Origin of the sequence: Bizionia sp. M204 (assembly GCF_023205095.1) — a bacterium.
GTDB classification, from domain to species: domain Bacteria; phylum Bacteroidota; class Bacteroidia; order Flavobacteriales; family Flavobacteriaceae; genus Algorimicrobium; species Algorimicrobium hallyeonense.
The window spans coordinates 232,222-248,187 of the sequence record NZ_CP046242.1 but is presented as its reverse complement, the minus strand read 5'-3'; the positions used below and the strand labels follow the sequence as shown (position 1 = coordinate 248,187).

General features: G+C 35.5%; 10 protein-coding genes. 1 reads left to right on the top strand and 9 read right to left on the bottom strand.

Translation table 11 applies throughout. The annotated features are described in order from the left end of the window. Positions 1-4 precede the first annotated feature (4 nt). Together GMA17_RS01165 and argS are read right to left on the bottom strand one after the other, a co-directional pair. Positions 5-961: a hypothetical protein gene (locus GMA17_RS01165; protein ID WP_248398195.1), complete on the bottom strand. Its 957-nt coding sequence runs from the start codon at positions 959-961 to the stop codon at positions 5-7. A gap of 108 nt (positions 962-1,069) precedes the next feature. After that, positions 1,070-2,848: an arginine--tRNA ligase gene (gene argS, locus GMA17_RS01160; protein WP_248398192.1), complete on the bottom strand. Its 1,779-nt coding sequence runs from the start codon at positions 2,846-2,848 to the stop codon at positions 1,070-1,072. A 482-nt stretch (positions 2,849-3,330) separates the two neighbouring features. Here argS and GMA17_RS01155 point away from each other — a divergent pair, with 482 nt between their 5' ends. Continuing rightward, positions 3,331-5,397, top strand: a complete 2,067-nt coding sequence (locus GMA17_RS01155; protein ID WP_248398191.1) for a tetratricopeptide repeat-containing sensor histidine kinase — start codon at positions 3,331-3,333, stop codon at positions 5,395-5,397. A gap of 5 nt (positions 5,398-5,402) precedes the next feature. Here GMA17_RS01155 and ctlX read toward each other — a convergent pair whose 3' ends face one another. From ctlX to cdd, 7 genes are all read right to left on the bottom strand, one after another. Further along, positions 5,403-6,335 carry a citrulline utilization hydrolase CtlX gene (gene ctlX / locus GMA17_RS01150; RefSeq protein ID WP_248400596.1) on the bottom strand — a complete coding sequence of 311 codons (933 nt, stop codon included), beginning with the start codon at positions 6,333-6,335 and terminating at the stop codon, positions 5,403-5,405. Positions 6,336-6,482: 147 nt separating this feature from the next. After that, positions 6,483-10,553, bottom strand: coding sequence for an FG-GAP-like repeat-containing protein (locus tag GMA17_RS01145; protein ID WP_248398189.1), 4,071 nt, complete (start codon positions 10,551-10,553; stop codon positions 6,483-6,485). Positions 10,554-10,707: 154 nt separating this feature from the next. Further along, entirely contained in the window at positions 10,708-11,391 is a 684-nt protein-coding gene (locus GMA17_RS01140; RefSeq protein ID WP_248398186.1) for an SDR family oxidoreductase, read from the bottom strand. Beyond that, positions 11,384-12,349, bottom strand: a complete 966-nt coding sequence (locus tag GMA17_RS01135) for a M28 family peptidase (RefSeq protein WP_248398183.1) — start codon at positions 12,347-12,349, stop codon at positions 11,384-11,386. Before GMA17_RS01135 ends, GMA17_RS01140 begins: the two co-directional genes overlap by 8 nt. A gap of 245 nt (positions 12,350-12,594) precedes the next feature. Then, a complete protein-coding gene (locus GMA17_RS01130; RefSeq protein WP_248398180.1) occupies positions 12,595-14,301 on the bottom strand; it encodes a pyruvate dehydrogenase complex dihydrolipoamide acetyltransferase in 1,707 nt (568 codons plus the stop codon). Positions 14,302-14,304: 3 nt separating this feature from the next. Then, positions 14,305-15,303, bottom strand: a complete 999-nt coding sequence (pdhA, locus tag GMA17_RS01125; RefSeq protein WP_248398178.1) for a pyruvate dehydrogenase (acetyl-transferring) E1 component subunit alpha — start codon at positions 15,301-15,303, stop codon at positions 14,305-14,307. Between the two features lie 111 nt (positions 15,304-15,414). Beyond that, positions 15,415-15,897 carry a cytidine deaminase gene (gene cdd, locus GMA17_RS01120; RefSeq protein WP_248398176.1) on the bottom strand — a complete coding sequence of 161 codons (483 nt, stop codon included), beginning with the start codon at positions 15,895-15,897 and terminating at the stop codon, positions 15,415-15,417. Positions 15,898-15,966 lie beyond the last annotated feature (69 nt).

The following is a 15,966-nucleotide window of genomic DNA, read 5'->3' as shown; positions in this document are numbered from 1 at the left end:
AGCCTTACGTTCTCTTAAAAAAAATACTATCCAAAGCAATACGTTCACGCATTATTATGGTATCTATTGCCTGACGCTCTAAGGCCAAGGGTTCACTAACAAATCCAATTTCAGAATTTAGTTCATAAAACAGAATTCGCATATCATTTGAAAACGATTTTAAGGCCAGGTTAAGTTTTTCTGGTGTGTTTTCGGCAATATCACTTAACCTATCTACTTTCATTTCAATGGTTGCCATAACATCTTTTATTTGAACAGAATCAAATCCTTTTTCTTTCAATATTAATTCTGTATTCCACTTAAATTGTTTGCCGGCAGCATCGGTAGAATAGGTTAATTTATCTGAAAAATTAGTCATCACTTCAGATAAGGAACCAACGGTTGTAAAAGCCAGACTATCGGGCACTTTTAAAAACGCCACATATTCTGAACGCACTGGATCGTGTCTGAAATTAGCATTTGAAATAGGGTTTTTGTTTGCAAATTTTGAAGCGAAATCTTGATGTTGTATAAAATCTTCTGCTTTAAAAAACTGTCGGGCTTTCGCTTCAATGTCTTTTACATTGTCTTGGGAAACTCGCGCTACGTAGTTGGTGTATATTCCAAAATAATCATGAGCTTGTTTGGTGTCCATAAAATTTCGCACTTGCAACATATACGTCCAAGTATCCATTAAGGAAAGCTTGGGTGAACTCTGAAAAGCGGTATTTTTAAAGGTATTTAAGGTTTCTATTTTCCAACGGTAAGCGTGCTTCTGCAAATTGGTATTGCCAGTTGTGGCTATAATACTATCTGCCGCAAATTCAACCCGATTCGTTGCTTCTGTGACTAAAGATTGTGTTAGCAATCGTATATTTAAATCCTGTTTGGAGAGTGGTTCTTGAGTCGTTTCAATTTTTAATAAAGAACAACTATAAAGCAACCCTGTTATGGCTACAAGATAAGCGACACGCTTAAACATTTTTAAAAACAAAGAGGGTTTCACATAGTTAGTTTATACCTTAAATATAATAACAAAAATGGAAACTATTGATAACCAGCAATAAAAAAGCCATTATAAAAACCCTAATTACATGCGTTCAGGCACGTGAATTCCCAACAAACTAAAACCATTTTTAATAATCTGTGCAACGGACTGTGAAAGTTGAACTCGGAAAACCTTTTCCGAATCAGAATCAGCACCAAGAATAGACACATTTTGATAAAACGAATTAAAGCCTTTTACCAAATCGTAAATATAATTGGCAATTAAAGCAGGACTATGGTTGTTGGCGGCATTTTGAATAACTTCCGGAAACAGTTCTACTTGCTTAATAAGGTCGCGTTCTTTTTCATGTAATTTAATATCCGTAATGGCTTGCGAAATATTAAAATCCGCTTTACGTAAAATAGCTTGAATTCGCGCGTAGGTATATTGAATAAAAGGTCCTGTATTTCCTTGAAAATCTACAGACTCTTTTGGGTCAAATAAAATACGTTTTTTAGGGTCTACTTTTAGAATGTAATATTTTAACGCACCCATACCAATAGTTTGATACAATTCTTGCTTATCGGTTTCTGAGTAACCATCCAGTTTTCCAAGTTCGCTTGAAATTTCTTCGGCTGTGTTTGTCATATCTTGCATTAAATCGTCTGCATCTACAACCGTTCCTTCTCGACTTTTCATTTTACCGCTTGGCAAATCTACCATTCCATAACTTAAATGGAAGAGGTTTTTAGCCCAATCAAATCCTAATTTTTTCAAAATTAAAAATAGGACTTGAAAGTGATAATCTTGCTCGTTACCAACCGTATAAACCATGCCTCCCACATCCGGATAATCTTTAGCACGTTGAATTGCTGTTCCAATATCTTGCGTCATATAAACGGCTGTACCATCGGCACGCAAAACAATTTTTTCATCCAGACCATCTTCGGTCAAATCACACCAAACAGAACCGTCTTCTTTTTTAAAGAAAACCCCTGTTTTTAATCCTTCGGCAACAAACTCTTTACCCAATAAATAGGTTTCACTTTCGTAGTACAATTTATCAAAATCTACACCTAGGTTTTTATATGTAACATCAAAGCCGCTATAAACCCATCCATTCATTTTTTTCCAAAGTGAAACCACGTGCTCATCACCCGCTTCCCATTTAAGAAGCATATTTTGAGCTTCCAAAATAATAGGTGCTTCCTGTTTTGCTTCCGCTTCGGTTTTCCCTTGATTAATAAGTTCTGCAATCTGTTTTTTATATTCTTGATCGAATTTCACATAGTAATTACCAACCAGTTTATCACCTTTTAAACCTGTTGATTCTGGTGTTTCACCATTTCCAAAACGTTCCCAAGCCAACATACTTTTACAAATATGAATTCCGCGGTCGTTAATAATTTGCGTTTTATAAACTTTTTTACCTGAAGCTTTTATAATTTCGGCTACACTGTAACCTAATAAGTTATTTCGAATATGCCCTAAGTGCAAAGGCTTGTTGGTGTTTGGCGACGAATATTCAACCAAAATAGCCTTGTCATTCTGTTTTGCCTCTACAAACCCAAAGTCGGTTTTTTGAGAAATAGCATTGAAAAATTTTAGATAATAGGCATCTTCAATTTCAATATTTAAAAACCCTTTAACCACATTGAAACCTATAACGACGTCCAGATTATCTTTTAAAAACTGACCAATTTGCTCACCAATTTGAACCGGGTTCCCTTTTATTTCTCGTAACATGGAAAAGACAACAACAGTTATATCGCCAGGAAATTCTTTACGTGTTGCTTGAAATTCTACGGAAGAAATGGCCACGTTATAAATGGATTTTACCGCTTGTTTTACAGATTCTGAAAGGGTTTCTTGAAGATTCATTTTTACATTTTTAAGAGTGCAAAGATACTATTTTAATACAAGTTATTCATGCAATTTTTAGTTAGAATTACGTGCACCATCTATTTCATTACTGGCCCATGAGGTGGGAATCATGAGATGGTTATTTTTGAAGATTAGAAATTACCCAATGTGTCATGCCATTAAAAACGTCTATATAAAAGGTAAATAAGCCCGTAAAACTTCATGTGCATTTCATCGACTAATGTGTCGTTATTCCAAGATAATTACCGTTAGTCGGAATCGGTTATTTTAAAGAAAAAGCCATTGGTCATTTCAACTAATTTATTGGTATTAAAACCTAAAAATTAGCATTTTATATCTCTTTTAACAATTTTTGTGAAGTAAATGCTATTGATCCCAAATTAATGGGCTTTTTAAACTAACACATTACCTGCTTTAACGTTGTATCTCAAGATTTTAAATAAGCTTGATTATACGGCTCGTTGTAGCTTTATAATTGTATGAGGCAATTAATTACTTTGTTACTAATTCTTTCTGTTTTTATTTGTTTCTCCCAAACAAAGGAACAGGATAGTCTTACTATTCAATTAGCCTTTCAAAAATCCGATACGTCTAAAGTTGAAACCTCGCTTAAGCTTATAAAATCGCTTTATGACAGTAAAGAATATGCGAAATCTTTAAAGTTCATTTCTGAAAGCGAGAAATTATCAAACACTTTAAATTATCAAAAAGGCAATGCAGAAATCACCTATTATAAAGCTTTAATTTTTGCTGAAAAGGATGATTATATTAATGCTATTGATAACTATACCAAATCTAAAGACTTATTTATCGTTTTAAAAGATACTTTAAGTATTGCGAAAGTTAATAATAGCATTGGCTTAATTGAGATAGCGCGTGGTAATTATAACAAAGGGCTACAGTATTCCTTATCCGCTATTATTGAATTAGAAAAACGTGGCTTAAACAAGGAGTTATGTTCTGCCTACAAAAATTTAGCAGATGCTTATGAGCATATTAACAATCGTGCTAAAGCCATTGAATTCAATCTGAAGCGCTTGGAGATTGAAAAGAAACTAAATGATAAAATTGGTATAATTTCAACGCATAAAAAGCTTGCTGAACTGTATTCTCTTGAAAAGGAAAACCGAAAAGCAATTGATTATTACGAAAAAGTACTTCGTGACTTAAATGAAGAAAACGATTCTTTAAAAGGCGAAATCTTACCGCGTTTAGGTGGTGAATATCTTCAATTTAAGGATTATGATGTTGCCACAGGCTATTTGTTAGAAGGTCTGAAATTAAATAGGCAAACGGACAATCAATTAGGATTGTTAATTTCACTTAATAATTTAGGGAAACTTAATTTACAGCAAAACAAAACCACTATTGCCGAGATTCAATTAACAGAGGCGGGTAAAATTGCGGAGACTTTAGAAAACGATCAGCAGTTATTAATGAATTATAGATTAATGACGGTTTTGGATTCCACGAACAGAAATTATGAACGTGCTTTTGAAAGACAACGTGATTATTATAATCTGAAAAGACGGATTGAATTGCAAAATCGGTTACCTAAAGTAGAACCCACTTCCAATGTACCATCATTATCAGATATTAATGCTATTAGCAAATCGGTGGAGTCCAATATTTTAGAACAGCATGAGCAAGAGAACACGGAAAACGAGAAAAAACTGAATGACTTGCGGTTTGTGTTCTATATTTTATTAGCTGTATTTGCCATTCTACTTATCTTTTTTGTGTTGATCTATTCCAAGCGAAACAGCCGCTTAAAATACACGCGCGATTTAGAAGAAAAAAATCAGAAAATAGAATTACAAAATGCTGCTATTTTAGAGCAAACCAAGCATTTAGAAGACATTAATAAGGTGAAGGACCGTTTGTTTTCCATTGTTTCTCATGATTTGAAAGATTCGTTAACATCTATTAAAGGATTTATTGACTTATTAAATGATGGCTCGTTAACACAGTCTGAATTTAATTCGCTAATTCCTGAATTAAGTGAAAATGCTAACAATGCATCCTTGTTGCTTTTCAATTTATTAAACTGGTCTAAATCCCAAATGCAATCCTTGGAATCCAATCCAAGTTTATTTGATATTCAAGAAGTATTTGAAGAAAAGACACACTTATTAGAACAGAAATTAGAGAAAAAGGGCATTACATTAATCAACCAAACCTTACACGATTTTGTTTATGCAGATCGAAGTATGATTGAAATTGTTGTTCAAAACTTATTAACCAATGCCATAAAATTTAGTAAATCTGGAGACACCATTACGGTAGCAAACCGGATAAGTAATGGACGCTCAATAATTAGCATTTCAGATACAGGTGTTGGAATTGCACCAGAAAATATTGAGAAACTATTTAAAAATAGCACATTCACAACCGTTGGTACTAGTAACGAAAAAGGCACTGGTTTAGGACTAACAATTTGTAAAGAATTAGTAGACCTTAATATGGGGAAAATTTGGGTAGAAAGCAGCCTAAATCGAGGAACAACCTTTTATATAGAGTTACCTAAATCCAATCCTGTAGTATAAAATTTTTAAGCTTTAGGCAAGAACACTTCGGCCATCATACAACGCGCACTTCCACCTCCACACGTTTCAATAGTTTCTAACGAGCTTGATAAAATAGGACAATGCTTTTCAATGTCGTTTATTTGAGCAACGGTTAAACTATCATGAGCTGCTTTGCTCATAACTAAATACCGCTGATTTAAATGTCCTTGAACTTGGAGCATGTTTCCAGCAAACTGATGCATTTGCGCTTCTGTAATGGCAATAATACTTTTTCCGTCTTCTTTTAAGCTCTTTACAATGGATTTACGCTCTTTTTTATCGTCTATGCTATCTAAACAAATTACTGCAAATTTTTCGGCAAGACACATCATTACATTTGTGTGGTAAATTGGCAAACGTTTGCCTTCTACCGTTTGGAACGCTGTAAATAACATTGGCGCATAATCAAAATCCTCACAAAACTCGATAAATAAATCCTCGTCCGCTCTAGCAGATAATGCACAATAGGCTTTTTTATTTATTCTATCCAACAATAGGCTTCCAGTCCCTTCAAGAAATACACCTTCGTTTTCCGCTTCTGTGTAGTCAATAATGTTTTCAATTTTAAAACCAGCCTCTTCCAAACGCAAAAGAATATCTTCACGTCTCTCCACACGTCTGTTTTCAGCAAACATAGGGTAAAGTGCTACATCGCCATTTTCGTGGAAGCTCACCCAGTTATTTGGGAATATGGAATCTGGTGCATTTAATGCCTTGATATCGTTTTCTACAATTACCGAAACACCAACAGCACGTAATTTATCAACAAAAGCATCAAACTCTTCTTGCGCTTTGGCATTAATTTCAGCATTTTTAAGATCTAAATCTTCCTGAAAATAATTATTTACCGCTGTTTGTTCATTCATTCTAAAATGAACTGGGCGAATCATCAATATGGTATTTGTTGTTTGTGACATCATGCTGTATTTGGATTGCAAAATTATGATTTTTTATAGAATCCCACGCATGTTTAACAATAAAAAGTAAGGGCTTTTTAGAACCTGCTTAAAAACAAAGAAGGCTGCAAAATACAGCCTTCTTTGTTTAATTATAAAATCAATTTATTAGTTTCCACTAATAATGATTTTCTGTGAAAAATTATTTCCAGACAGGATATATACTCCAGTGGCTGTTGTAGGTGGAATGGTTACTCTAGTATTCCCACTAAATCCATCATACTGTGTATTTGATAGTGTAATGGAACGACCACTAACATCATATAATTTATAGTTATCATCTGGGTTTGCATGGGTAATATTAATCGTCCCACCAGAAGTTACTGGATTTGGATAAATAGTTGATGTATTCAAAGCAAAACTATCAACTCCTAATGTAGAACCATTAAAGTAAGGTATCGCAAAATTGTATGCTTCAATACCAATAGTTTCACCAATTATACGGCCTGGGATATCATCAGCTGGTGGATGAATTCCGCCCCAGATTCTTGATAAACTACATTGATCTGATGCATCACGATATGTTGCCCATTGCAAGGTAATATCCACAGATGGACCTTCTTCAAAAACTAAAAAATCATTTTTATAGGCTACAAACTCACCCATTCCTCCAGGGAAATATTCATCTCCTGTAATGAGGGTCATAACTTCAGCAGCCGCTCTTGAGTACGTAGAATGTCCTGAAATAAAACCAGCAAAAGGTGGTGTTACAAACGATGGTCTTTGGTAAGGCCACCAGTTTTCAGATAAAATCCAACCTACTCCAGCCGTATCGGTGTCCGTATTACTAACAAAGTCAGGACCTTTCCAAGAGTATAATTTAATTTTACCAACATTTTGGTCGAAACCACCAGCAAGTGGATCGCCAGATTCTACCAATTCAACAAAACCAGGTTCAAGCTTAATTCCTTGTGGGTGATAGCTAGCTAATTGGTCATCTGAACTTTGACCTAAATCGGCCATATAACGAATAGCTGAAATTGGACGAATATAATCATACCATCCTTTAATACTCCAAGCTGTAATGGCCGCATCATGCATGGCACCACCTAAAATAAAATACGATTTCACATCCCATTCTACAGGTTCCAATACGTCTCCTGTTCCATTCAGTTTTTTCTCCAATAATGGATTATCAGACACATGATTTAACAATGTAAACCAGTGACCTGGAGGCGTTTCAGAATCTGGACCATCTGCCCAGAATTCTGCTAATACACGCGTATAATCACCACGAGGCACAACTTGTGGCTGGTAAGGCTGATTAGTTACAGGGTTTAAATTACGTCCAGTTCCTGGATCGCCTCCAACCACACGATTATAAAACGTTGGGTATTGTGTATAATCGGTTGGAAATGAAGAAATAGGCGTATTTCCAATAGCGCCAGGTGAAATGTCCCACATAACACCATCAGCTGGATCTAAATGAGAACCCCAAACGGACACCATAGAAAAATTCCATTTATAGGCCTCGCTTGAAACACTTGTATTGGTGTTATCTATATATGGTGGATTTGCAGGATTGTGGTATACACTATAATCATCACCATCTCTTTGAAAGATATCCTTATCACCACTTGACATAGCAAAAGGTGTTACATCTCCCCATTCAGGGCTTAAAAAGTTAATAACATCACCATCAATTAAATTTCCACTTTGGTCAATATATGTATCTAAACTTAATGATTGCCAGCGATTAGGATCTGTTAACGAAACGGCTTCATAAGCTGGTGCTAACGGTGGGTTAACCGGCTGATAATACGCATTATCATAACCTGTAGCTTCTCTTGCGCCATCCGAATTTCCGTAATCTATAAGTATTTGCCCAATATAGTTTCCAAGTTCAGCAGCATTACCAGAAGTATAATCCGTAGATGTTACTCCAGTGCTATAACCTAACTGATCCATTAAAAAATTAAAACGTTGTTGTGTTTGAAAAACACCAGGTGAATTTTGAAACCTATGGGTTAATAATCTATACATAGCGTAACTAACCGCTTTATTAACGGACGCTGTATTACCTTCTAATGGTGAAAAAGCTTGCAGTGTGCTCGTAAAACCATGCACTGTATTTCCTACTAAATATGGATCACCGTGTTGTCCATTTCCTGGGTTTTCAATTTTATCATAAATTGCCCATATATCATACATAGCAACACTGGAATGAAATAAATTTCTAGCGTGTACGGTTGGTCTAGCAAAATCTTTTCTAATGGCCTCAAGTAACGCCTCATTCCAAAGTCTAGCAATGGACACATTGTCTGGTGTTTCATAAATAACGATATCTACGTCCAATTCAACCACTGGACTTGAACATAAGGTGCTCGTTTCTTTTACGGTTATTTTTCCTGTGTCATTTATTCCCCATTTTACAGTAAGACTATTTGTTCCTTGACCACTAACTAATTCTCCTCCTGTAACCGTCCATGCAAGAGTTGAGCTAGGATCAGATAACGGGTAGGTATATGTTTCTTCGTCTAAAAAACCTACTATTGTAGTACCTGAAATAACATCAGAAGCCAAATAGGTACATGAACCATCATCAACTGTTGCTGACGGATTGTAGGAACATGACGTAGGATCTGTACAACCAAATATTTTAACACTTGGTGAAATCATTAAATCCACCATACCTGCACCTTCAGTTGCTTTAAAGTGTGAATCAGCGGCAATATTTTGATACGACTCTACAGTACCTGACGGCCACTTAATTGTAACATCACTAATTTGCGTATCTGTATTTAAACCAAAATGAACGGGTTTGATGCTCTGACCTAAAAATCCAACACCATTAAAGTAACGTTTAAAAGTCCCAGAAGCGGTAGTAATTGTTACTTCTGTACCGATAGCACTTTTGTTAGAAGTTGTTCCTTCCAAAGACAATTTAAAGAAATGTACGGGATTTGGATCACCCACATTTAATAACGTATTTTCATATAAAAAGGAGTTTATATCACTATTGGTCAGGTATAAATCTAAATCACCATCATTGTCATAATCAAAATCAACGGCTTCAATACTAATTGTTAAATCATGAAGGTTTGATGCTATGGTTGCATTTTCAAAATTATTATCTCCTTCAACATATTTGTTTTTATAGTATACATTATATTCTGCATTTCTATTTTCGAACGTATATCCATTTGCAATAAACAAATCTTCATCACCGTCTAAATCGAAATCGGCAAACTTGGTACCCCAAGCCCATCCGTTACCAGCAATATTATTGGCTAAACTATTCTCTGTAAATGTATTGGTTCCTGTATTGGTAAATAAAGCGGTTTCATCTATTCCTGTTATAAAAAAATCAAAAAAACCATCATTATTATAATCGCCCATGGCAATACCCATGTCATCAAAATTATTATTTAAACCAACGGCGCTAGCTTGCTCTGTAAAACTGGTGCCACCATTATTGATATACAAATAATTAATTTCATCAAAATCATTACTTACGTATAAATCTATAAACCCATCTTGATTAAAATCAAAAGGCATGGCTGTAAAGCTCTCTCTAGGCGTTACTTCAGCAATTCCAGTAGAAACGGTTACATCTGTAAAAGTACCATCTGCATTATTACGATATAAAAGGTTTGAAGAACATCCACCCCAATCATTAATATAGATATCTAAAAACCCATCGTTATTATAATCAAACCAAGTGGCTCCCATATACTGACAAGTAGTGGCTAAATTAAATCCCGCACTTGCTGTGATATTAGAAAATGTACCATCGCCGTTATTTTGATATAATAACACATTAAAGGTGTTGGTTATAAACAAATCTGGGAAACCATCATTATTATAATCCCCCCAAAAAGCACCTTGTTTAAATCCGTCAAAGCTATAAAACACACCATCTTGACTATAATCTGAAATTAGCATATTATTTAATCCAGCAGCTACCGTTACATCTGTAAAGGAACCGTCGTTATTATTTTTAAATAATTTACTGTGTGTTCGCTCAATACCGTTTACATCAATGGCTTCGGCTACTACAAAAATATCCATAACGTTATCACCATCATAATCTGCAACGGCAACACCACTATTTTGTTCAAGGTTTCCTAAACCAGAAACCGCATCAGCGCGTTGAAAAACTTGCGCTGTAGTTTGCAACGCACAAGCCATGAAAATAAGACTCATTAATAAGCCTTTAAATAGTTGATTTTCCCTCATAATAATTAATATTTAATCAAATGAAGCACTATTTATTCTTTCTTAAAAATTTATTCTACAAAGTGCCAAATAATTACTTTAAATGGTATGATAAGTAAGAAAAATTCTTAAGCAAACGTTAAACAAAACGTTCAATATTCTGACATAAAGAATTTTACGGCGTGGAATTGGACACCTGTAATAGTTTGCCGTTATAGTATTTTTGACCGGTTGTAGAAAAGTCAAAAATATAATTTGCCATAGATTTTGGTGTCATGGGCACTTCAAATCCTGGAAACGCCTCTTCAAGCATTTCCGTTTGAACAGCGCCCAATGCTAATACATTAAAACAGATACCCGATTCTTTATACTCCTCTGCCCATAATTCTGTTAAGGTTATAACAGCTCCTTTACTAGAGCTATAAGCTGCAAGGCCAGGAAATTTCATACTACCTTGAACGCCACCCATTGAGCTAATAGTTAGCACATGACTTTGAGTTTTCATAAACGGCAATATAACACGTGTCATCTCTGCAACGCCAAACACATTGGTTTTATATACGAATTCAAAATCTCCCAATGTGGTTTCCGAAAAGGGTTTATTGAGAAGTGCACCGGCATTATTAATTAGAATATCTACGTGGCCCCATTCGTTTTTCACAAAGGTTTCCACTTTATGAAAGTCCGCTTTTTTTGATAAATCGAAAGGAAAAGCCGTTACATTAAGCAGCTTTAAGTCTAAAATGGGTTTTGCATTTCTTGACAATGCTAAAACTTGATAGCCTTTTTCTGAAAACTGTTTGACTAATTCAAACCCAATTCCTCTGCTTGTTCCCGTAATTATAACATTTTTACTCATCGTGCATTTTAATTTCTTGGGTTGCCGTATTACTCATTTTTTCAATACCTGGAATTAATTGATTAATTAAACTCGCCATGTGGTCATAATCCAATTTATCTATTTCGTCACCAACATGATGGTAGAAATCATAATTTGATAAATCGCAGGACGAAATGGTATGTGAAGGCATTTTAAACACGTCATAAAACGGATAATTATCGGATGCTTTAAATAAATTGTACTGTTTAGCCACTTCAGATTCTCCTAAAAAATTAGCCCCTACATAAGCGTTAATTTTTTCAGCCATATTGGACTTACCATAACCCGTTAAAAAAGCTACATAGTCGCGATCTTTAAAAGGCACACCAATCATTTCCATATTTACTACGGTATATAAGTTAGCGTTTTCATCTTTGAGTCTATTAGCTAAATGTTTAGAGCCCAATAAGCCCATTTCTTCCGCCGAAAACAACACAAACATTAAACTACGTTTATTGGATTTTTTAGCTCCAAAATAGCGCGCCATGGCCAAAACGGATGATGTTCCCGCGGCATTATCATTGGCGCCATTAGCAATTGAATCGGATGCAACCATTTTAGCTTTCGTTCCAATATGATCATAATGAGCACCAATAATGATAATTTCATTTTTTAGCGTTGCATCGGTTCCCTCTAAAAACCCTACAACGTTATAGGCATCCATTTCTTGAACTTTAAAATGATCCCTATAGGTATCATAATAAGGTTTAACACCAAACTCTTTTAATTGCTTTTCAATATAATTTGCAGAAACGTCTATACCCACACTTCCCGTACCACGTCCCATTTGATCATCGGACGCCAGGAAAGAAACGGTTTCCTTGACCTCACTAGCTGTTATAGAAATATTTTCACCAGTTTTAACTTGATGATTTTCTTGTTTTGCCTTACAGCTAAAAATACTGATAGCAACAAATAATAAAATGAGCTTTTTCATGAGTAAATTTTTATTGTCTGTCTTTTGCAGACTCGTTTTTTGGTTTTGGTTCCAATACATCTCGGAACTGTTTCTATAAATTATTACCTTATTAAGAAATGCTTCAAACAAGCTTGCTTTCTTAAACTAAATGACATGTTTGGCGATAAAATTATTGACCTTTGATTAAAGTTTAAATATAAAAAAATCCTGCTTGGTTTAGCAGGATTTTCTAAATATATAAGGTTATACTTTTTAATTATAAATTACACTAACATGGTTATTGGATTCTCAATATAACCTTTTAAAGTTAAAAGAAATTCCGATCCTGTAGCGCCATCAACCGTTCTGTGATCGCAAGCCATGGTTAACTTCATGGTATTTCCTACAACTACTTGGCCATTTTTTACCACCGGCTTTTCTAAAATAGCGCCAACAGATAAAATAGCAGAGTTTGGCTGATTGATAATAGATGTAAAACTTTCAATTCCAAACATACCCAAATTAGAAATGGTAAACGTACTGCCTTCCATTTCTTGAGGCGTTAATTTCTTGTTTTTCGCTTTTCCTGCGTATTCCCTAACAGCAGCGCCAATTTGAGGTAAGGATTGCTCATTTGCAAAACGCACCACAGGTACCACTAATCCGTCTGGAACTGCAACCGCAACACCAATATGAACGTGATTATTTAGTTTCATTTTATCATCAAACCATTGTGAGTTTACTTGTGGATGTTTCTTTAAAGCCAAGGCACAAGCTTTTACAATAATATCGTTATATGAAATTTTTATATCTGGAATGGAATTGTATTGCTCACGGAACGCCATAGTATTTTCCATATCAAACTCCACATTTAAATAGTAATGTGGTGCCGTAAATTTAGATTCTGCTAAGCGCTTGGCAATTACTTTACGCATTTGCGAATGTTTCACCTCATCAAAATCCTCTTCACCTGTTGGTACAAATTTCCCAACAGCTGCTGCGGAGGTTGCGCTAGGCTTAAAGTTCTCGACATCGCGTTTTACAATACGTCCATTTTCGGCAGATCCTGTTATTTGTGAAATATCTATTCCGCGTTCTTCAGCCATTTTTTTTGCTAATGGCGAAATGAATACGCGTCCGCTTGAATTTGACGTAGAAGATGAACTTGATGATTCTCTGCTTTCGCTCTGAATGACCGTTTCTTTCTTAGGCTCTTTTTTATCTTCTTTTTTTGGTTCTGATTTTTCTGATTTCGGCTGATCTTCTTGTTTATCTGAAGTTCCTTCCGCTTTAAAGTTTTTAGCAACAGCTGAAACATCTGTTCCTTCTGGACCAATAATAGCTAAAAGGGCATCTACCTTTGCCGTTTCGCCTTCCTCTAAACCGATATGTAATAAAGTACCAGATTGAAAAGATTCGAATTCCATCGTGGCTTTGTCAGTTTCAATTTCTGCTAAAATTTCACCTTCTTCAACCGTATCACCAATTTTTTTCAACCAGGTAGCAACCGTCCCTTCTTCCATAGTGTCACTTAATCGTGGCATGGTAACTACGGTTACACCTTCTGGTAATTCAGTTTCCTTGTCTGTATCGTCTTTAGAAGAATCTTCAGCGTCTTTACCTTTAGATTTATCTTCTGACTCTTTTTTAGACTCATTTTCAGAATCGTCCTCGTCTGCATCCGCAGATTCAGATGTATCTTCTTCTTTTTTGGTTGTTGAATCTCCTTTTATCAAATCTGAAATATCTTCACCTTCCTCGCCAATAATAGCCAAAAGCTCATCTACTTTAGTTGTTTCTCCTTCTTGAACACCAATATGTAATAAGGTGCCTTCGTGAAACGATTCAAATTCCATCGTGGCTTTATCAGTTTCAATTTCAGCAAGGATATCACCTTCTTCTATCTTATCTCCAACTTGCTTCAACCACGTGGCAACGGTACCTTCTTCCATGGTATCGCTTAAACGTGGCATATTTATAATTTCAGCCATTGTTTATAGTTTATGTTGTATGAATGGGTAATCTTCTTGATCGTAAACAGCGTCGTACATCACGTTCTTTTCTGGATACGGCGAATCTTCGGCAAACTTTTCACATTCGTCCACTAAAGCTCTCACACGTTTATCAATTACTTTAATTTCTGCTTCGGTTGCGTATTTCTTTTCAAGAATAATTTCTTTTACTTGGGTAATTGGATCAATTTTCTTGTATTCGGCAACCTCATCTTTGGTTCTATAATGCTGCGCATCACTCATGGAATGTCCTCTATAACGGTAGGTTTTAAGCTCTAAAAATGTAGGGCCATCTCCACGTCTAGCGCGTTGAATAGCTTCATCAAACGCTTCCGCTACTTTTATTGGATTCATACCATCTACAGGGCCGCAAGGCATTTCGTAGCCTAAACCAAGCTTCCAAATATCGGTATGGTTGGCTGTACGTTCAACAGAGGTTCCCATGGCGTAGCCATTATTTTCACAAACAAAAACAACTGGCAATTTCCAAAGCATAGCCATGTTGAAGGTTTCGTGAAGTGAACCTTGTCTAGCAGCACCATCACCAAAACAACATAGTGTAACGGCATCACGATCATGATACTTATCTCCAAATGCAATACCGGCACCTAATGGAATTTGACCACCAACAATACCGTGACCACCATAAAAACGGTGTTCTTTTGAAAAAATATGCATGGAGCCACCTAGTCCTTGAGAGGTACCTGTTGCTTTACCATATAGTTCCGCCATAACACGTTTAGGGTCCACACCCATACCAATTGGCTGAACGTGATTTCTATACGCAGTTATCATTTTATCTTTGGTTAAATCCATAGCATGCAAAGCGCCTGCTAATATGGCCTCTTGACCATTATATAAATGAAGAAATCCTCTTACTTTTTGTTGAATGTAAACGGCTGCTAGTTTGTCTTCAAACTTTCTCCAGAAATACATGTCCTCATACCACTTTAGGTATACTTCTTTGGTTATCTTTTGCATTGGTTACGTTAATTTGATAAACGAATAAACAAAAGTAACACTTTACTTATTAACGAAAAAACCGAAAATCGTAAAAATTACTATAAACCTCACTTTATGAAGTCAAAAACTCTAAAGAAAAGTCTTATCAAAAATTAAAGGTAATAGATTGGCAAGCGATTCTGATTTAACAACCTTTCCTGTTTCACCCATAAAATAGATTTCAATAGGTGCATTTTGCTTCACTTCATATTCGGCAATTGCTTGACGGCATGCACCACATGGTGGAATTGGCGCCATGGTATGCTTAATATTAGAACCTGCAATAATAGCCATTCTAACTACTTTAGCATCGGGAAATTGGGAGCCTGCATAATAAATAGCTGTACGTTCGGCACATAATCCAGACGGATACGATGCATTTTCCTGATTATTACCTGTAATAATTTCATCATTGTCTAGCAATAAGGCTGCCCCAACACTAAAGTTAGAGTACGGGGAATAGGCTCTACTTCTAGCTTCAGAAGCTTGTGTCATTAAAGATGCTACCGCTTCTGGCAACTCATCAAAATCATCATAAACCTGAAGAATGGATTCAATTTTTATTTCTTTCATAATCTATTTATATCTACGAAATTAAGAAACTATATGAGACAAAAAAACTATTGCGGTTTGCAATAGTTT